General features: G+C 64.4%; 19 protein-coding genes. 12 read left to right on the forward strand and 7 right to left on the reverse strand.

Translation table 11 applies throughout. The annotated features are described in order from the left end of the window. Nucleotides 1-58: 58 nt before the first annotated feature. The 3 genes from FEM01_RS04555 to FEM01_RS04565 all read left to right on the forward strand — a co-directional run bounded on the left by FEM01_RS04555 (nt 59) and on the right by FEM01_RS04565 (nt 4,384). Nucleotides 59-1,006, forward strand: a complete 948-nt coding sequence (locus FEM01_RS04555; protein WP_138218079.1) for an endonuclease — start codon at nt 59-61, stop codon at nt 1,004-1,006. A gap of 240 nt (nt 1,007-1,246) precedes the next feature. Then, the gene (gene mrdA / locus FEM01_RS04560; protein ID WP_138218080.1) at nt 1,247-3,136 is read left to right on the forward strand and encodes a penicillin-binding protein 2; all 1,890 of its coding nucleotides are present in this window, start codon (nt 1,247-1,249) and stop codon (nt 3,134-3,136) included. Nucleotides 3,137-3,379: 243 nt separating this feature from the next. After that, nucleotides 3,380-4,384, forward strand: coding sequence for a FecR family protein (locus tag FEM01_RS04565; RefSeq protein ID WP_138218081.1), 1,005 nt, complete (start codon nt 3,380-3,382; stop codon nt 4,382-4,384). A gap of 40 nt (nt 4,385-4,424) precedes the next feature. On the opposite strand, the gene pobA is transcribed toward FEM01_RS04565, so the two are convergent. After that, on the reverse strand, nt 4,425-5,612 hold the full coding sequence (gene pobA, locus FEM01_RS04570; protein ID WP_138218082.1) for a 4-hydroxybenzoate 3-monooxygenase: 1,188 nt from the start codon (nt 5,610-5,612) through the stop codon (nt 4,425-4,427). Between the two features lie 134 nt (nt 5,613-5,746). On the opposite strand from pobA, the gene FEM01_RS04575 reads away from it, so the two are divergent. Beyond that, nucleotides 5,747-6,619, forward strand: a complete 873-nt coding sequence (locus tag FEM01_RS04575; RefSeq protein ID WP_138218083.1) for a helix-turn-helix domain-containing protein — start codon at nt 5,747-5,749, stop codon at nt 6,617-6,619. 51 nt (nt 6,620-6,670) lie between these two features. Here FEM01_RS04575 and FEM01_RS04580 read toward each other — a convergent pair whose 3' ends face one another. The 4 genes from FEM01_RS04580 to FEM01_RS04595 all read right to left on the reverse strand — a co-directional run bounded on the left by FEM01_RS04580 (nt 6,671) and on the right by FEM01_RS04595 (nt 9,876). Next, nucleotides 6,671-7,297, reverse strand: a complete 627-nt coding sequence (locus FEM01_RS04580; protein ID WP_138218084.1) for a glutathione S-transferase family protein — start codon at nt 7,295-7,297, stop codon at nt 6,671-6,673. Nucleotides 7,298-7,373: 76 nt separating this feature from the next. Then, nucleotides 7,374-8,375: a 4-hydroxyproline epimerase gene (locus FEM01_RS04585; protein ID WP_138218085.1), complete on the reverse strand. Its 1,002-nt coding sequence runs from the start codon at nt 8,373-8,375 to the stop codon at nt 7,374-7,376. A gap of 233 nt (nt 8,376-8,608) precedes the next feature. Next, entirely contained in the window at nt 8,609-9,361 is a 753-nt protein-coding gene (locus tag FEM01_RS04590; RefSeq protein WP_138218086.1) for an anti-sigma factor family protein, read from the reverse strand. Further along, complete coding sequence (locus FEM01_RS04595; RefSeq protein WP_138218087.1) at nt 9,358-9,876, reverse strand: sigma-70 family RNA polymerase sigma factor; 519 nt, start codon at nt 9,874-9,876, stop codon at nt 9,358-9,360. The genes FEM01_RS04590 and FEM01_RS04595 overlap by 4 nt, the downstream gene beginning before the upstream one ends. 127 nt (nt 9,877-10,003) lie before the next feature. Between FEM01_RS04595 and FEM01_RS04600 the strand changes: the two genes are divergently transcribed. The 5 genes from FEM01_RS04600 (at nt 10,004) to FEM01_RS04620 (ending at nt 13,805) form a co-directional block, all read left to right on the forward strand. Next, a complete protein-coding gene (locus FEM01_RS04600; RefSeq protein ID WP_138218088.1) occupies nt 10,004-11,047 on the forward strand; it encodes a catalase family peroxidase in 1,044 nt (347 codons plus the stop codon). Next, on the forward strand, nt 11,044-11,577 hold the full coding sequence (locus FEM01_RS04605; protein ID WP_138218089.1) for a cytochrome b: 534 nt from the start codon (nt 11,044-11,046) through the stop codon (nt 11,575-11,577). Before FEM01_RS04600 ends, FEM01_RS04605 begins: the two co-directional genes overlap by 4 nt. A gap of 79 nt (nt 11,578-11,656) precedes the next feature. Further along, nucleotides 11,657-12,862: an MFS transporter gene (locus FEM01_RS04610; RefSeq protein ID WP_138218090.1), complete on the forward strand. Its 1,206-nt coding sequence runs from the start codon at nt 11,657-11,659 to the stop codon at nt 12,860-12,862. A 79-nt stretch (nt 12,863-12,941) separates the two neighbouring features. Next, nucleotides 12,942-13,487: a cupin domain-containing protein gene (locus tag FEM01_RS04615; RefSeq protein WP_138218091.1), complete on the forward strand. Its 546-nt coding sequence runs from the start codon at nt 12,942-12,944 to the stop codon at nt 13,485-13,487. Nucleotides 13,488-13,493: 6 nt separating this feature from the next. Then, complete coding sequence (locus FEM01_RS04620) at nt 13,494-13,805, forward strand: DUF7693 family protein (RefSeq protein ID WP_138218092.1); 312 nt, start codon at nt 13,494-13,496, stop codon at nt 13,803-13,805. Here the strand turns inward: FEM01_RS04620 and FEM01_RS04625 are convergent. Beyond that, a complete protein-coding gene (locus FEM01_RS04625; RefSeq protein WP_138218093.1) occupies nt 13,773-14,366 on the reverse strand; it encodes a 2-hydroxychromene-2-carboxylate isomerase in 594 nt (197 codons plus the stop codon). The genes FEM01_RS04620 and FEM01_RS04625 overlap by 33 nt on opposite strands. Before the next feature lie 45 nt (nt 14,367-14,411). Next, a complete protein-coding gene (locus tag FEM01_RS04630) occupies nt 14,412-15,143 on the reverse strand; it encodes an SDR family oxidoreductase (RefSeq protein WP_138218094.1) in 732 nt (243 codons plus the stop codon). A gap of 78 nt (nt 15,144-15,221) precedes the next feature. Here FEM01_RS04630 and FEM01_RS04635 point away from each other — a divergent pair, with 78 nt between their 5' ends. The 3 genes from FEM01_RS04635 (at nt 15,222) to FEM01_RS04645 (ending at nt 16,822) form a co-directional block, all read left to right on the forward strand. Beyond that, a complete protein-coding gene (locus FEM01_RS04635) occupies nt 15,222-15,776 on the forward strand; it encodes a TetR/AcrR family transcriptional regulator (RefSeq protein WP_138218095.1) in 555 nt (184 codons plus the stop codon). Next, nucleotides 15,763-16,350: a DUF4157 domain-containing protein gene (locus tag FEM01_RS04640; RefSeq protein ID WP_138218096.1), complete on the forward strand. Its 588-nt coding sequence runs from the start codon at nt 15,763-15,765 to the stop codon at nt 16,348-16,350. Before FEM01_RS04635 ends, FEM01_RS04640 begins: the two co-directional genes overlap by 14 nt. A 70-nt stretch (nt 16,351-16,420) precedes the next feature. Next, the gene (locus FEM01_RS04645) at nt 16,421-16,822 is read left to right on the forward strand and encodes a MerR family transcriptional regulator (RefSeq protein WP_138218097.1); all 402 of its coding nucleotides are present in this window, start codon (nt 16,421-16,423) and stop codon (nt 16,820-16,822) included. Nucleotides 16,823-16,836: the final 14 nt, after the last annotated feature.

Consider the following 16,836-nt stretch of genomic DNA (forward strand, 5'->3'; position numbering starts at 1 on the left):
CTGTAGTCGGATTTTCCTGCGTATAATCGCGGCTTTTTCCGACACTGATCTACGCCTCATGAAAACACTGTTGTATGCGGCATCGTTATTCTTCACCCTCCTCCCCAGTGCCTTCGCCAGTCCCCCGGCGACCTTCACCGAAGCCAAGGTCGTCGCCAAGCAGAAGATCTACCTCGACCAAGCCAGCAGCGCGCAGGGTGACCTGTACTGCGGTTGCAAATGGACCTGGGTAGGCAAGTCCGGCGGGCGAATCGACCCAGCCTCTTGCGGCCTGCAGGCGCGCAAGCAACAAACCCGTGCCGAGCGCACCGAGTGGGAGCACATCGTCCCGGCCTGGACCTTCGGGCACCAGCGCCAATGCTGGCAGAACGGCGGGCGTGAAGCCTGTGTCGACAACGACCCAACCTTCCGCGCCATGGAAGCCGACCTGTTCAACCTCTACCCAGCCGTGGGCGAGGTCAATGGCGACCGCAGCAACTTCAACTACGGCATGGTCAGCGGCAATACCCAGCAATACGGCCAGTGCACGACCAAGATCGACTTCGTGCAAAAGACCGCCGAGCCGCGCGACGCGGTCAAGGGCCTGGTGGCGCGCACTACGTTCTACATGTTCGACCGCTACCAACTGAGCATGTCGCGCCAGCAACAGCAGGTGCTGATGGCGTGGAACAAACAATACCCGGTGAGCGCCTGGGAACGGCAGCGCGACCAGCGCATCGCTGCTGTAATGGGCCACCACAACCCGTTCGTCACCGGTGAGCGCACCTGGATCATGGGCTACAAACCGGCCGGCGCCAGTGCCACGCTCGCCAGCGCCCCGCGCAAGCCCTCCACCGCCCCCAATGCCAGCCAGGGCGCCGTGCTGGGCAACCGCAACAGCCAGGTCTATCACCTGGCCAGCGGCTGCCCTGGCTACAGCCAGGTTTCAGCCAAGAACCAAGTAGCGTTCGAATCCGAAGCCCAGGCGCAGGCGGCGGGCTATCGCAAAGCGGGTAACTGCAAATAAGCCAGGCCCACGGCCAGATGAACGAATCTTCATTTTGGCCGTAGCGCCCTGATCGCGCGGCGCATCGCCGCTGGCGCCCACTGGCCGGGCGCCAGCGTCTTGAGACATGGCCAGGGCTTGCGTAGCATCCGCGACCCTTGCCAGCTTCTGTGGGAGCGGGCTTACCACGCGACTGCATGCGCAGCCTGGCCGACGTTGCCAGCGCGGCCCCCCCCCACGCCTGATCTCGCCGAGCCACCGATGCCACAACCCATTCCCCTCAAGGACCACGAAACGGAAAAGAGCCTGGTCAACCGCCGGTTGCTGGCCTGCGCCGCACTGGTAATGGGACTGGTGGCCGTACTGGTCGGCCGACTCTACGTGCTGCAGGTGTTGCAGCATGATCAACAGAGCGCGGTGTCGGAAAACAACCGCGTGCACGTACTGCCCATCGCGCCGGAGCGCGGCCTGATCTACGACCGTAACGGCGTGGTGCTGGCCGACAACAAGCCCAGCTTCAACCTCACCATGACCCGTGAGCGGGCCGGCGACACGGCCAAGGTACTCGACACCCTCACGCAGATCCTCGGCCTGTCCGAAGATGACCGCCACCAGTTCGACAAGGACTTGCGCCGTGGGCGCAAACCGTTCGAGCCGGTCACGGTGATGGTCGGGCTCAGCGAAGAGCAGATTGCCCTGATCGCGGTGAACCAATTCCGCCTGCCAGGGCTTGAGGTCGAGCCGCAGTTCATCCGCCAATACCCGCTGGCCGAACACTTCGCCCATTCGGTGGGTTACGTGGGGCGCATCAACGAAAAGGAAGCCAAGACCCTCGACAGCACCGAGTACCGTGGTACCGAGTCGATCGGCAAGACCGGTATCGAGCGCTTCTACGAAAACGAACTGCACGGCCATGTGGGCTATGAAGAAGTCGAGACCAATGCCCAAGGTCGGGTGATGCGCGTGCTGCGCCACCACGACCCGATACCGGGCAAAGACATCGTCCTTAGCCTGGATGCGCACCTGCAACAGGCCGCGGAAAAAGCCCTGGGCGACCGGCGCGGCGCGGTCGTGGTACTGGACCCGTCCAACGGTGACGTGCTGGCGATGGTCAGCAACCCGAGCTTCGATCCCAACCTGTTCGTCAAGGGCATCAGCTACAAGCAATACGCCGCGCTGCGCGACTCGCTCGACCGGCCATTGTTCAACCGCGTGCTGCGTGGGCTTTACGCACCGGGCTCGACGGTCAAGCCCGAGGTGGCCATCGCCGGCCTGGACAGCGGCGTGATCACCCCCGGCAGCCGGGTGTTCGACCCCGGCTACTACGAGCTGCCCAACTATGACCACAAGTACCGCAACTGGAACCGCAGCGGCGACGGCTGGGTGGACATGTACACCGCCATCATGCGCTCCAACGACACCTATTTCTACGACCTGGCCCATAAGCTCGGCATCGACCGCCTGCACGACTACATGGCCGAGTTCGGCCTGGGGCAGAAGGTTTCGCTGGATATGTTCGAAGAGGCGCCTGGGTTGATGCCCTCGCAGGCCTGGAAGCGCGCCACTCGGCGTCAGGCCTGGTTCCCCGGCGAGACGTTGATCCTCGGCATCGGCCAAGGCTACATGCAGGTCACCCCGCTGCAACTGGCCCAAGCCACCAGCCTGCTTGCCAGCAAAGGCGTTTGGCACCGCCCGCACCTGGCAACACGCGTCGGCGACCAGACGCCGGTCGATCCTCATCCAATGCCCGACATCGTGCTGCACGACAAACGCGCCTGGGATCAGGTCAGCCAGGGTATGCAGATGGTCATGCACGACCCGCGCGGTATCGCCCGTGCCGCCGCAGCGGGCGCGCAGTATCGCATTGCGGGCAAGAGCGGCACGGCGCAAGTGGTCGCGATCAAGCAGGGGGAGCGCTACGACCGTAACAAGACCCTTGAGCGTCACCGCGACAATGCCCTGTTCGTCGGCTTCGCCCCCGCCGATCACCCGGCGATGGTCGTGGCAGTAATGATCGAGAACGGCGAGGCCGGCGGACGCGTGGCCGGTCCGGTGGTGCGGGAGGTGATGGATGCCTGGCTACTCGACGACCAGGGCCACTTGAAAGCGCAATTTGCGGGCAATACGGGATCGGCGGTGCCACACAGCTAGTACCCTGTCTGGCAAATAGGCGATTCGCTTTCGCCGATGCCTTGGCTGCCTGCCCCCAGGACACTCGTGTGCTCACGATCGCAACGCGGTGCCCGGCCCCTTTGCGGTAGGGTCCATAGGCCCTGCGTCAATAAGAGCCATCCGCATCTGCAAGGTTTTTCATACAATTGATAGTCATTCGCCATTAATCCGTTCTCGCGCCCCCCTTCCCGGAGGTAGAATGCCGCAAAACCGGGAGCCCCAATGAACCAGGACCGCCTCATCCCCAGCCAAGACGATGCCATCACCGATGCCGCTGCGCATTGGTGCATGCGCCTGCACGCCGACGATTGCAGTGAGCTGGAGCGAGAGGCGTTTGGCCAATGGCTGGCGGCTGACCCGCGACATGCCGAGGAATACCAGGCCATGCTGGAGATTTGGGAGACCGCCGACCTGTTGCCACGCCCGCACCCGGTTGTCGAACTCAAGCCCCAGCGCCGCCAACCTGTGGCGCGTCACTGGCGGCCATTCGCCTCAGCAGCGGCGATTGCACTGCTCGTCCTGCCCGTGGCCGGCTGGATCGGCTGGGAGCAAGGCTGGCTACCCAACAGCTACCAGCACTTCGAGACGGGCGACCAACTGCAACAGGTACAACTGAGCGATGGCAGTCGCGTCGACCTGAACCTGCACACCGAGCTGCGCTACCTGAACTACAAAGATGAGCGCCGGGTCACCCTGGTCAAGGGCGAAGCCTTCTTCAAAGTCACCCACGACAGCAGCCATCCGTTCATCGTGCATGCCGGCAACGGCCAGACGCGAGTCACCGGCACCGAGTTCAACGTGTGGAAGTACCAGGACCATGTCAAGGTGACCCTGATCGAGGGCTCGGTGTTGGTCAGCAATGACGGCAACAACGGTGGCTACCGTCTGGGCCCAGGCATGCAGGTCAGCTACGACAAGGGTGACTTCGAGCCGCACCTGGCCCAGAGCGACGACTACGCCAATGCCCTGGCCTGGCGCAGCGGCAAGCTGGTGCTGGACAACCTGAGCCTGCGCCAGGCCTTGCCGGTGATCAACCGCTACCTCGACAAGCCGCTGCTACTGGCCGACGACAGTACCGCGCGGATTCGCATAAGCGGCATCTACAACACCCGCGAAGTGGCCCGGCTCGTCGACACGCTGCCCAAGGTGCTGCCGGTCTATCTGACCCGCAGCAAGGACGGCAGTACCGTGCTCAACCGCATCGTGCCAGCGCCCAGCCGCGGTTGACGGCGGGCGCAGGCGTTCCACAGCGGCAAGTGCGCAGGGCCTACTGCACCGTCTCGAACGGCAACCCCACGTAGTTTTCGGCAATGTTCACGAGCCCGGCCTGCGAGCCCAGGTAATACGCCCGGTCGGCCTCCTGCATCTTGCTGTCCCAGGCGTCCTGATGCGCGCCGAAGTCATGCAGAAGGTGCGTCATGAACCAGCTGAAACGCTCGCCTTTCCACACCCGACGCAGGGCCATGGGTGAATACTCGGCCAACAGGTCAGTGCGCCCTTCGCGGTACACCTTCACCAGGATCCGGTACAGATAGTTCACGTCGGATGCAGCCAGGTTCAGCCCCTTGGCTCCCGTGGGCGGCACGATATGGGCGGCGTCGCCGACCAGGAACAGGCGCCCGTGCTGCATCGGCTCCACCACCAGGCTGCGCAACGGGGCGATGCTCTTTTCCAGTGCCGGGCCGGTGACCAGTCGTTCGGCGAGGTCTTCGGGCAGGCGCGCCTTGAGTTCGTCCCAGAAGCGCGTGTCCGGCCAGTCCTGCACCTGTTCGCCCAGCGGTACTTGCAGGTAGTAGCGGCTGCGTGTCTGCGAGCGCTGGCTGCACAGGGCGAAGCCGCGCTCATGCTGGGCGTAGATCAGTTCATGATTGACCGGCGGAGTGTCCGCCAACAGCCCCAGCCAGCCAAACGGGTAGACCCGTTCGTAGGTCTTGAGCACGCCCGCCGGGATGCTTTGCCGGGCGACGCCATGGAAACCGTCGCAGCCGGCGATGTAGTCGCAATCGACGCGGTGTTGCTTGCCGTCCTTCTCGAAGGTGAGGTAAGGATGCGGGCTGTCGATTGCATGCGGCTGGACATCGCTGGCGGAGTAGATGATCGGTGCACCACACTCACGGCGGGCCTGCATCAGGTCGCGGGTGACCTCGGTCTGGCCATACACCATCACCGTCTTGCCACCGGTCAGGGCTTTGAGGTCCAGACGCTGGCGGTGACCGCCCATCAGCAGCTCCACCCCCTCGTGTACCAAGCCTTCACGCTCCATGCGCTCAGCCACACCGGCCTCGCGTAGCAACGCCACGGTGCCTTGTTCCAGTACCCCGGCCCGGATACGCCCAAGCACGTAGTCGGGGGTCTGGCGTTCGACGATCAACGTATCGATACCCGCCTTGTGCAGCAGTTGACCGAGCAACAGGCCGGAGGGACCTGCGCCGATGATTGCAACCTGAGTCTTCATTGTTGTTTTCTCTGTGTGCTGTTACGGTTCGCTTGTGCATTTTTACGGTCCATCCAGGCCGAAAAAGTGTGCTATCCGCTAGAAAAACTGCACTTTTAGAAAAAACGTTCGATTACCGGACAAGGCGCACCCTCATGTCCAGCCCCCTCCCCGGCATTGCGCAATTTCAGTTGTACGGCGAAAACCACGCCTGGCCCGGTACCGACCTGCTGCATTGCGAGTCGATCCCCGCGCGCAGCCGCCTGCACCACTGGGAGATCAAGCCGCACCGACATGCCGAACTGTTCCAACTGCTGTACGTTCAGGGCGGTGAAGCGCAGGTGGAGATTGAAGGGGTACGCAGCACCATTCACACAGCAGCGATCCAAGTCGTACCGCCACTGACCGTGCATGGTTTTCGCTTCAGCGCCGATATCCAAGGCCACGTGCTGTCCTTCGGCACCGCGTTGGTCGCCGAGCTTGAGCAGCGCCTGGGCGCACCGCTGAGCGTGCTGACCGCGCCCGGCTGCTATGCACTGGGCCGCGACCGGCGGCACCTGCATACATTGATCGACAGTCTCCAGCGCGAATTCCAAGGCAATGCCCCGGCGCGCTCGGCGCTGCTGCAAGCATTGGTCACGGCATTGATGGTGTGGATCAGCCGCCAGCAGCATGCCCTGCCCCCACGCACCCGCAGCGAGCGCGACCGTCAGTTGCTCGGGCAATACCTGCGCCTGGTGGAGGCGCATTACCGCGAGCACCTGGCGGTGGAGGTGTTCGCGGCGCGACTGGGGGTGACCAGCCTGCAACTCAACCAGCTATGCCGTGCGCTGGCAGGGCAGACTGCGTTGCAGGTGATTCACCAGCGGCTGTTACTAGAGGCACGGCGCAACCTGGCGTACACGCGCATGAGCATCGGGCAGCTGTCCGATAGCCTGGGCTTCAGCGACCCAACGTACTTCGCGCGGTTCTTCAAAAGGCTCAGCGGGCAGACGCCGAATGCCTATCGGCGGCTGCAACACCTCTAGACCCAAGCCTGCTGGCCACGCGGCGTAATTTGCAAGCTGCCGCCGACGCCCTTACCCGGCCACGCGCGGCATCAGCTCATACGGATGCTTCCAGCCCGGCAGCGCCTGGATCCGCGCCTTCCACGCCTCAATGTGGACGAACTCGCTCAGGTCGATGCCGGTGTCCTCCGGCATGAATACATAGCCAGCCAACGACAGGTCGGCGATGGTCAAGCGGCCGCCGACCATGAACGGGGTCTTGGCCAGGTGCGCATCGACGATCCGGTATGCCGCCGTGGCCCGACCGCGCAGGAACTTCGTGACATCGGTTTCACCGGAATGGGTCAGGCAATAGATGAACCGCAACGCCGCGTAGTAGGCGGTGAACTTGTGGTTATCGAACAGCATCCAACGCCAGATGTCTCGCTTCTCGGCCTCATCACGCGGGCCGAACTGGCCGCTGCGCTCGGCCAGGTACTCCAGAATCAACGCCGACTGGGTCAGGCGTTCACCCGCGTGCTCCAGCACCGGCACTTCGCCCTGCTCGTTGACCTCGTCGCGCCAGGCTTGCTCACGGGTTTGACCATTGAAGAAGTCCACGAACACCGGCTGCCAGGATTGGCCAGTGAGTTCCAGCATCAGCGCGACTTTGTAGGCGTTGCCAGATTCGGCGAAGCAATGCAGTTTGTACTCGGACATGGGTCTTCAGTTTCCTTTGAAGGGGGCGTGCGTTACCGAGCAGATCACGTCCGGTCGGAAACGGTCAATGCCAACCTCAGGCGATCTGGAACCCATGCGCCAGTGGATCGCGATCATCGACGATGATCGTGTTGTAACCGATCACCCGCGCCCACCCAGCCACACTCGGACGCACTGCGGGGTACTGCCCGACTTGAGCCAGCGCTTCGGCTCGGCAGTCAAACGTGGTGCCGGTGATGCTTTCGTGGATGAACGTCTCGCCCACCTGAAGGCGCCCGCGCGCCACCAACTGCGCCACGCGGGCCGAGGACCCGGTCCCGCCGGGCGAACGGTCGATGGCCTTTTCACCGTAGAACACCGCGTTACGCGCCGTCGCCCCTGGGGTCTTGGGCTGGTCGCACCACATCACGTGCTCTACTCCGGCAATGCGTGAGTCCTCAGGATGAACCGGGTGCAGCACCTGCTGCGCGGCCTCGCGCAACAAACGGCTCATGCGCACCAGGTCGTCAGCCTTCAAGGCATCCAGGCCGGGGTAGTTCGGTTGCGGCTCGACGATGAGGTAGTAATTGCCGCCATAGGCCAAGTCCACGCTCAGCGGACCGATCTGCGGCACGTCGATCACGATGTCGCGGGCGTGCAGATAGCTGTTGACGTTGAATAGCCGCACCTGCTCGACAAAGGCGCCCTTGCGCTGGTACTCGATATCCACTCGACCGGCCGGGGTTTCCAAGGCCAGGCGACCCTCCTCGCGCGGCACCACCAGGCCCTCCTCAAGGGCCACGGTCACAGTGCCCACGGTGCCGGCGCCGCACATCGGGAGGCAGCCACTGACCTCGATGAACAGCACTCCCACATCGCAGTCATCGCGAAACGGCGGATACAGAATCGAGCCGGACATGACGTCATGGCCGCGCGGCTCGAACATCAGCGCCCGGCGCACCCAATCGTGCTTCTCGATGAACAACAGGCGCTTTTCGGCCATCGGTACGTTGGGCAGCAGCGGGCCGCCACCGGCAACTACGCGCACAGGGTTGCCACAGGCATGGGAATCGATGCAGAAGAAAATATTGCGAGCCATGTTCAGTTCGTCCTTCTTCTTGATGCAGGTCCGCCATAGGATGGCGGGACGTCGATGCGCAAGACCTGCGTGTGCATGCAGACCTGGCGCTGTCAGGCCATCAACGTAGTCACATTCCTGCATCGCCAATGGCGCGATCCAGACATCTGGACGCCTACAGGCACGACAGGTCTTTCCCAGACCACAACACGTCCGTCAGCGACCATTTTTCCTTGGGCACCTGCCGCTCGCAGTCAAAGGCTGAGGTTCAATGCCTGACGCAACGACTCTCCCCGCTGGTCGTGCGCCGCACTGACTAAGGCGAAGTTGTAGTCGCCATGCGACCAATAGCGCGCCTCCAACTGGCCATCGGTGCGCTGCCCGCTTGGCATGCGCTCGAAACGCTCGCCGGGCGAGCGCAAGAACAGGCTCACCCGCTGCCCGTCGCGATCCTCGAACACCAGCAGGGCCGCCGGCCCCGCTTCGTTGCTCAGCAACCGAGCACCCACCGGCTGCAAGCCATAGCCGGTCAGGTCAGGCAGACGTCCCACGCGATTGAAATGCCGGCCCAGCCAGGCTTGCAGGCGCGCAGGGTCATTGGCCTGGATATCCAGTGCGCGGGCGTCGGCGAACAGCCGGTGCGCCTGGACCGCGTCGGCCATGGGCAGTTCGCGGGCGACCAAGGTCACCTCGCGGGCCTGCCAACCGCCCAGCCCGCCCACGCCCACCGCCAATAGCAGCACGGCGGCCGTCGCCAGGCGCCGCTGACGCCGCTGGCGCAGGCGCCGACGCAATGGCGCCAGGTCCAAAGCCGGGTCGCTGGGTTGCTCGGCAAACCCGGCCAGGGCCGCGCGCAAGCGCCGCGCATCATTGCGCCAAGCCTCAAGCTGCGCCGCCTGCTGTGGATTGGCGGCAAGCCAGGCCTCGACTTGCGCCCGGCGCAGCGGCTCAAGTCGATCATCGACGAAGGCATGCAGTTCGTATTCGGTGGGGGTCTGGGGGGTCATTTGAGTCTCCGCAGGGCCGTAGATGAGGGGCGGCCTTCGGTCAGTTCGCGCAAGGCGGCCCGCGCACGCGACAGACGCGACATCACGGTGCCGATGGGAATGCCCAGGGCGTCGGCGGCCTCCTTGTAGCTCAGGCCCTCGACGCTGACCAGCAGCAGTAGCGCACGCTGCTCGGCCGACAGGCGCGCGAAGGCCTGCAAGTCAGCCTGAGCCATAACGATGCTTTCGGTGTCGGCGCCGCAAGGCTCTTCAGCCTGGGCCCGACCGAACCAGTTCAGCCAGCGCGCGTGCAGGCGCTCGCGGCGTTTGCCGTCCAGGTACAGCCGATAAAGAATAGTGAACAGCCATGGGCGCAGGCTCTCGCTATCGCGCTGCTGGCCCCAGCGGCCCAGGGCGCGTTCGACAGTGGCCTGCACCAGGTCGTCGGCAGCGCCCGCATCACGGCTCAGCCACACGGCGAAACGGCGTAGCCTTTGCAGCAGTTCGCGCCAGTGTTGATCGTCCAGTTCCTGCATGCTCAGACCCCAGTGGGCAGTCAGTGTAAGAGACAGACGCGCTGGTGCGAAATCTATTCCACCACTTGGGAATAAATCCGCCGCCCTTGCGTCGTACCAGCTCATTTGCACGTTAACGGATGGCCTGATGAACACTCCTTTGAACGGCCCGGCCAAGGCCCTACGCCTGGCCGCCATCGGCACCACGCTCGCAGCCCTGGGCGCAGGTTTTGCCTACGCGGCAGGCTGGATCGGCACCCCCACGCTCACCCCACAGCGCATCATCGATACCTTCGAAGCCCAGGCCGGCAAGCACCCTGGCTATCGCAAGAACCACGCCAAGGGCCTGTGCGTCAGCGGTTATTTCCAAGCCAGCGGCCAGGCGGCGAAGCTCTCCAGCGCGCGGGTCTTCAGCCAGCAGCAAGTGCCGGTGATCGGCCGCTTCGCCATCGGCGGCGCCAATCCCTTCGCTGCCGACACCGCCGTGCCCGTGCGCAGCTTGGCGATCCAACTGAGCACCGACGACGGGCAGGTCTGGCGCACCGGCATGAATACCCCACCGGTGCTGGCAGTCAGCACCGTGCAAGGCTTTTATGACCAGGTACTGGCCAGCACCCCGGACCCAAGCACCGGCAAGCCGGACCCCGGCAAGATACAGGCGTTCTTCGCCGCACACCCCGAAAGCGCGGCGTTTCGCCAGTGGGCGGCGGGCTACCAAGCCAGCGACAGCTTCGCCAGCACGGCGTACCACAGCATCAACGCCTTCAAGCTGATCGATGCCAAGGGCCACGCTCAGCCGGTGCGTTGGGCACTGCTGCCGCAGGCCCCCTTCGTGGCATTGCCCGCCCAAGTGAACGATACGCTGTACCTGCAACACGACCTCAAGCAACGCCTGGATCAAGGGCCGCTACGCTGGACCCTGCGCCTGACCCTCGCCGAACCTGGCGATGCGGTGGACGACCCGGCCCGCCCTTGGCCCACCGAGCGGCGCACAATCGATGCCGGGACCTTGGTGTTGCAGCAGGTGGACGCCCCCGAGCAAGGCGCGTGCCGTGACCTGAACTTCGACCCGTTGATCCTGCCCCACGGCATCGAACCGTCTGCCGACCCGATCCTCGCCGCCCGTTCGGCCGCCTATTCCGTGTCATTCAACCGTCGCAGCCATGAAGCCCTGGAAGGAGCCCAACCATGAGCGTCACCGCTTTTCACCCTCTGGCCCGGCTGCTGCACTGGCTGATGGCTGTGCTGATCCTGGGCATGCTGTTCATCGGCGTAAGCATGGTCGGCGACCTGTCGCCCCGCCACACACTGCTGATCGAACTGCACAAGGCCACCGGCCTTGCCTTGCTGGCCCTGGTGGTCTTACGCATCGTCCTGCGCCTGACGCTGCGCCACCCAGCGCTGCCCCGCGAGCTGCCAAGCGCACAACGGCGGATCGCAGCGGCCTCGCACCTGCTGCTGTACCTGCTGATGCTGGGCATGCCATTGCTGGGCTGGGCGATGCTCTCGGCCGGTGGCTACCCTCGCCCACTCCAACTCCCGGCCATCGCGCCGCACGACCTACAGTTGTACGCTGTGCTGCGCCAGGCGCACGGTTGGGCCGGGTATGTGCTGTTCGCCACGGTGCTAGCGCACGTGGGTGCTGCCTTGACGCATGCACTGGTACGGCGTGACGCGGTGATGCGCAGCATGTGGCCAGGCCCGTTGCAGCGCCGAGGGTGAATCCGCCCAGGCGCAAAGCCCCGATAACTGTCACTATTGCCAGCCTCGAGGCGCTTTCGCCCAACTGCCTGGACTGCCCATGAACGTTGCACAGGACCCTGCCACCTTCACCCCGCACAGCACCCTGGACCTGCGGCCACTGTTGCTGGTCAACATGGCCTGCACGCTGTCGATGATGGCCTTCGTCGCGCTGATCGGCCCGATCGCGCGCCTGCTGGGCATGGCCACCTGGCAAGCCGGGGCGGCGGTCACCGTGGCCGGGGTGGTGTGGGTGCTGCTGGCGCGGCCCTGGGGACGCCTGGCCGATCGCCTGGGGCGGCGCCGGGTGTTGCTGCTCGGCAGCGCAGGATACGCCCTGGCCTATTGGCTCTTGTGCCTGTTCATCGACGGCGCCCTGCGCTGGTTGCCAGGGGCGAGCGTGGCGTTCGTCGGCCTGATGCTCAGCCGTGGGTTGATCGGCGCCTTCTATGCGGCACTGCCGGTGGCCGGCAACGCACTGATCGCTGACCATATCGAGCCACGACAGCGCGCCCGGGCCATGGCGTCGCTGGGAGCAGCCAACGCCGTCGGCATGGTGCTGGGCCCGGCACTGGCGGCGCTGTTGGCGCGCTACAGCCTGAGCTTGCCGTTCTATGTCTTATCAGTGCTGCCGGCCACAGCATTCGTGGTGCTGCTGCTCACGCTAAAACCACAACCGCTGCCCCAGCGCCATGAACCCAGCCCGGTACGTCTGCGCGATCCGCGTCTACGTCGACCGCTGTTGGTAGCCTTCAGCGCCATGCTCAGCGTGACCGTGTCGCAGATCGTGGTGGGTTTCTTCGCCCTCGACCGCCTGCAACTGCCCGCCGCCGAGGCCGCACAAGCTGCCGGTATCGCGCTGACCACCGTGGGTGGCGCGTTGATCCTGGCCCAGGTGCTGCTGCGCCGACTCCAATGGCCGCCGCTGAAGATGATCCGGGTCGGTGCTTGCGTGTCCGCGCTGGGCTTTGCCTGCGCCTCGCTGGCCGCCAGTGCGGCATGGCTATGGGCCGCTTTCGCTGTCGCGGCGTTTGGCATGGGTTTCGTGTTCCCGGCATTCTCGGCGCTGGCCGCCAACGCCATGCACGCCCATGAACAGGGCGCCACCGCAGGTTCGGTCAGCGCGGCCCAAGGCCTGGGCGCGGTGATCGGGCCACTGGCCGGCACCCTGATGTACGCCCTCGACCCACGCCTGCCGTTCATGGCCGTGGCCGCCCTGTTGCTAGTGCTGGGGCTGTGGCCGGCGCCGCCTGACCGGCGTCATTGACGCACAGGGGCGCAAGGCGTGCAGAGTGTGTTTTAATGCGTCGCCCATTATTTTTGACACCTCTGCAAACAAGGCGGCTATGGACACCGGGACACGACTCAAACTGGTGCGTGAACGCAACAACCTCTCGCAACGGGAACTGGCCCGCCGCAGCGGCCTGACCAACTCGACCATCTCGCAGATCGAGCAGAATCGCGTCAGCCCGTCGGTCAGTTCGCTGAAAAAGCTGCTCGAAGGCATTCCGATGTCGCTGGCGGAGTTCTTCAGCTTCGACGAGCCGGTGCGTGAAGAGCGCTATGTGTTCCGTGGCGCTGAGCAGCCGGACCTGGGCCGCAATGGCCTGCGCATGCTGCTGGTCGGCGCCAGCGTCGAAGGTCGGCAGATGCGTATGCTGCGCGAGCTGTATGCGCCTGGCGCGGACTCCGGCGAGCCGATCGTGCACTCGGTAGGTGAAGAGTGCGGCCTGGTCACCCGTGGCACCATGGAACTGTGGGTCGATGGCCAAGTCAGCATTCTTAATGCGGGCGACGGCTACTACATCCCCACCACCCTGCCGCACAGTTTCAAGAACATCGGCCCCGACGAAGCCGAGATCATCAGCGCCAACACCCCGGCGAACTTCTGATCGGCCATGCCAGGCATCAGCAGCCGCGAAACCTACCAGCAATTGCGTGACGCCGCCTTGGGCGTCGCGCCGTTGCAGGTGCTTGCCCAAATGCCGGGCGGCATCTGGCAAGTGCATATCGGCGGCTGGCAGCTCGTCCTGCTGATCGATGACGAAGGCCTGGCCAGTTGTACCGAGGCCACCCGCCCCGACGGGTGCCAGGCGAGCCAGGCCGACTGGCCACGCTACGGCACCAACCCGGTGGACCACTTGAGCCTTTGGGAACGCCGCCAGATCGAGCGGGCGCTAACCGGCCAGGGCCTGCTCGACGAAATCTAGCCGGTCCTGGCCGAAGAACATCTGATTACCGACGAAACACGTCGGCGCCCCGAACACGCCGCGTTCCACCGCCTGCTCAGTGGCGTGCTTGAGGGCGTGCTTGACCTCGGGGCGGGCGGCCAGGTCATGCAGCGACGCAGCGTCGAAGCCGCCTTCGGCCAGCGTTCGGTCCAGTACCGCCGGATCGGACAGGTTACGTTTGTGCACCCAAAGCCCCTCGAACAGCACTTTGAGTAGCGCCTCGAAACGCGTCGGCTCATGCAGCTGGGTGCCTATCACCGCGCGCATCAGGTGCAGCGTATTGAGCGGGAACCCCGCTGGCAGGCCAAACGGCACAGCGTAGCGCTCGGCAAAGCGTGCGAGGTCGACGAACATGTAGCGCCCCTTGGCCGGGACCATCGCCGGTGATGCATTGCCGGTGGCCTGGAACACCCCGCCCAGCAGCATCGGGCGGTACAGCAGTTGCGCATCGCAACGGGCGCAGAGCGCCGGAAGCTGGGTCCAGGCCAGATAACTGGCGGGGCTGCCCAGGTCGAAGAAGAACTCGACGGTTTTGCTCATGATGTAGTCCTTGCTTGAAGTGGCTTGAAAGCTGCTGGGCCGCGCTCACCAACGCTCCATCCAAGGGCGCAGGTCGAGTTCGAAGGTCCAGGCATCGCGCGGCTGGCTGTGCAGGTACCAGTAGCTGTCTGCGATGTGCGCGGGGTCGAGGATGCCGTCCTGGTCTTTCAGTGCGTAGCGCTCGGGGAAGCTGTCGCGGATGAACGCCGTGTCGATGGCCCCATCCACTAGCACATGGGCCACGTGGATGTTGCGTGGCCCCAGCTCCCGGGCCATGCTCTGGGCTAACGCACGCAAGGCATGCTTGGCTCCGGCGAATGCGGCAAAGCCCGCTGCACCACGCGTGCCGGCGGTGGCACCGGTGAACAACAACGTACCGCGCCCGCGCTGTAGCATGCGCCGGGCCACGGCCTGGGCGTTCAGAAATCCGGCGAAACAGGCCATTTCCCAGATCTTGAAATACTTGCGCGGCGTTTCGTCGAGGATGCTGCACGGCACGTTGGCGCCAATATTGAAGACGAACGCCTCGATCGGGCCGATATCGCGCTCGATGGTCTCGATCAAATCGGCCACCTCATCCTCCTTGCGCGCATCGGAACCAAAGCCATATGACTGCCCGCCAGTTGCGCGGATTTGCTCCACCAACGGTTGCAACTTGTCGGCCTGACGCCGGGTGACGCAGGCGATGTACCCCTCGCGGGCAAAGCGCTTGGCGATCTCGCCCCCGGTCGCATCCCCCGCCCCCACCACCAGTACGACCTTTTGTTGTTCTGCCATGGACTGCCCCATTGATAAATGATCGTTTAGTAAACGAACGCTATGCTACGATCACGCCATCGTCAAGCCAGGTGATCCATGCGTTACTCCAGCGAACACAAGCAACAAACCCGCGAGCGCCTGCTGGCCAGCAGCGGTGCGCTTGCCAAGCGCGGCGGTTTTTCCAGCACCGGGGTGGCCGGGCTGATGAAGGCGGTCGGCCTCACCGCAGGCGCGTTCTACAACCACTTCCCGTCCAAGGACGACCTGTTCACCGAAGTGGTTCGTCGCGAACTGAGCAACAGCCCGCTGGCACGCGGCAACGTCGACCGCCAACGCCTGAAACGCCTGCTTGAGCAGTACCTCTCGCTTGCTCACCTGCACAATCCTGAAGGCGGTTGCCCGCTGCCTCCCTTGGGCGTGGAGATTGCCCGCGCCGAACGTCCAGTACGGGAAGAAGCCGAACACTGGCTGGTGCAACTGCACAGGTCCTGGAGCACAACCCTGAACGACCCGCAACTGGCCTGGGCGTTGATCAGCCAATGCGTTGGTGCACTGGTGGTAGGGCGCATGCTGGCCAACGAGCCGGTACAGGCGCAAGTGCTGGAAGCCAGCCGCGCGCTGGTCGACAAGGTGCTCGATGAAATGGATTAACGCCCTGTTCGGGCTAGTGCTGACCGCTCCCGCACTGGCCGACAACGTCTGCCCGGCTGGGCAATACCAGGCCTGCGTGGTGGTGTGCTTCTGTATGCCAGTGGGCGATGGTCAGCCCGGCGAGGTGTTCAAGGATGTCGAGAACATGGCCACCGCTAGCCTGGTGTTTGCCCTGCGCCAGGCCCGCGACGAGGCCACGGCCAATGGCACACAACCGATTCCGCTGCACATCCGTGCCCAGCTCGAACCGTGGTACGACTTCGCTGTGCTGGACGCGGCGCGCTACCGGGTCGGCGATGAACAACAGATCAGCGCCGCCAACGCGCTGCTGCAAAACCCTGATGTGAACGCCGTGACCCTGATCGACACCGTGATTTTCCGACGCCGCAGCGATGCCGAGGACAATGTGGCGCTGTGGGCCCACGAACTCAAGCACGTGGAGCAGTACCAGACGCTAGGCGTCGAGGAGTTCGCCCGCCGCTACACGCGCAACTACGACGACCTCGAAGCGCCGGCCTACAAGATTGAGGCCGAAGTAAGCAAAGCCTTGCATACGCAAGGTGCAGCCCGCTAGCGACAACACTCGCTTGACGTTTACGTCAAGCGCGCTTTAGGTTAGCGCCATTCCCTCTTCGAGCCGCGCCATGACCAGCCAGACCTACAGCATCTCCGACCTGTCCCGCGAGCTGGACATCACCACCCGGGCCATACGCTTCTATGAAGAGCAGGGTTTGCTCAGCCCGCAACGGCGTGGCCTGGAGCGCATCTACTCAGCCCGCGACAAGGTCACCCTCAAGCTGATCCTGCGCGGCAAACGCATTGGCTTCTCCCTGGCCGAGTGCCGCGAGTTGATCGCCCTGTACGACCCTAGCGGCGGCAACCTCAAGCAGCTCACCAGCATGCTCGCCAAGATCGCCGAGCGTCGCGCGCAACTGGAGCAGCAGATGCTCGATATCCAGCAGATGCACCTTGAGCTGGACACCGCGCAGGAACGCTGCGAGCAGGCCCTGGCCGCCACGCAGAACAAACAGCCTCATCACCGTTGATCCGCCACAGGAAC

This window comes from Pseudomonas mosselii (assembly GCF_005796105.1).
GTDB lineage: Bacteria > Pseudomonadota > Gammaproteobacteria > Pseudomonadales > Pseudomonadaceae > Aquipseudomonas > Aquipseudomonas mosselii_C.

What these genes read in the sequence shown, in the direction of transcription:
- FEM01_RS04555 (WP_138218079.1), top strand. Translation starts at nt 59, where the DNA reads ATGAAAACACTGTTGTATGCGGCATCGTTATTCTTCACCCTCCTCCCC.
- FEM01_RS04590 (WP_138218086.1), bottom strand. Translation starts at nt 9,361, where the DNA reads ATGACCCCCCAGACCCCCACCGAATACGAACTGCATGCCTTCGTCGAT.
- FEM01_RS04625 (WP_138218093.1), bottom strand. Translation starts at nt 14,366, where the DNA reads ATGAGCAAAACCGTCGAGTTCTTCTTCGACCTGGGCAGCCCCGCCAGT.
- FEM01_RS04620 (WP_138218092.1), top strand. Translation starts at nt 13,494, where the DNA reads ATGCCAGGCATCAGCAGCCGCGAAACCTACCAGCAATTGCGTGACGCC.
- FEM01_RS04645 (WP_138218097.1), top strand. Translation starts at nt 16,421, where the DNA reads ATGACCAGCCAGACCTACAGCATCTCCGACCTGTCCCGCGAGCTGGAC.
- FEM01_RS04595 (WP_138218087.1), bottom strand. Translation starts at nt 9,876, where the DNA reads ATGCAGGAACTGGACGATCAACACTGGCGCGAACTGCTGCAAAGGCTA.
- mrdA (WP_138218080.1), top strand. Translation starts at nt 1,247, where the DNA reads ATGCCACAACCCATTCCCCTCAAGGACCACGAAACGGAAAAGAGCCTG.
- FEM01_RS04575 (WP_138218083.1), top strand. Translation starts at nt 5,747, where the DNA reads ATGTCCAGCCCCCTCCCCGGCATTGCGCAATTTCAGTTGTACGGCGAA.
- FEM01_RS04600 (WP_138218088.1), top strand. Translation starts at nt 10,004, where the DNA reads ATGAACACTCCTTTGAACGGCCCGGCCAAGGCCCTACGCCTGGCCGCC.
- FEM01_RS04565 (WP_138218081.1), top strand. Translation starts at nt 3,380, where the DNA reads ATGAACCAGGACCGCCTCATCCCCAGCCAAGACGATGCCATCACCGAT.
- pobA (WP_138218082.1), bottom strand. Translation starts at nt 5,612, where the DNA reads ATGAAGACTCAGGTTGCAATCATCGGCGCAGGTCCCTCCGGCCTGTTG.
- FEM01_RS04615 (WP_138218091.1), top strand. Translation starts at nt 12,942, where the DNA reads ATGGACACCGGGACACGACTCAAACTGGTGCGTGAACGCAACAACCTC.
- FEM01_RS04630 (WP_138218094.1), bottom strand. Translation starts at nt 15,143, where the DNA reads ATGGCAGAACAACAAAAGGTCGTACTGGTGGTGGGGGCGGGGGATGCG.
- FEM01_RS04640 (WP_138218096.1), top strand. Translation starts at nt 15,763, where the DNA reads ATGAAATGGATTAACGCCCTGTTCGGGCTAGTGCTGACCGCTCCCGCA.
- FEM01_RS04610 (WP_138218090.1), top strand. Translation starts at nt 11,657, where the DNA reads ATGAACGTTGCACAGGACCCTGCCACCTTCACCCCGCACAGCACCCTG.
- FEM01_RS04605 (WP_138218089.1), top strand. Translation starts at nt 11,044, where the DNA reads ATGAGCGTCACCGCTTTTCACCCTCTGGCCCGGCTGCTGCACTGGCTG.
- FEM01_RS04585 (WP_138218085.1), bottom strand. Translation starts at nt 8,375, where the DNA reads ATGGCTCGCAATATTTTCTTCTGCATCGATTCCCATGCCTGTGGCAAC.
- FEM01_RS04580 (WP_138218084.1), bottom strand. Translation starts at nt 7,297, where the DNA reads ATGTCCGAGTACAAACTGCATTGCTTCGCCGAATCTGGCAACGCCTAC.
- FEM01_RS04635 (WP_138218095.1), top strand. Translation starts at nt 15,222, where the DNA reads ATGCGTTACTCCAGCGAACACAAGCAACAAACCCGCGAGCGCCTGCTG.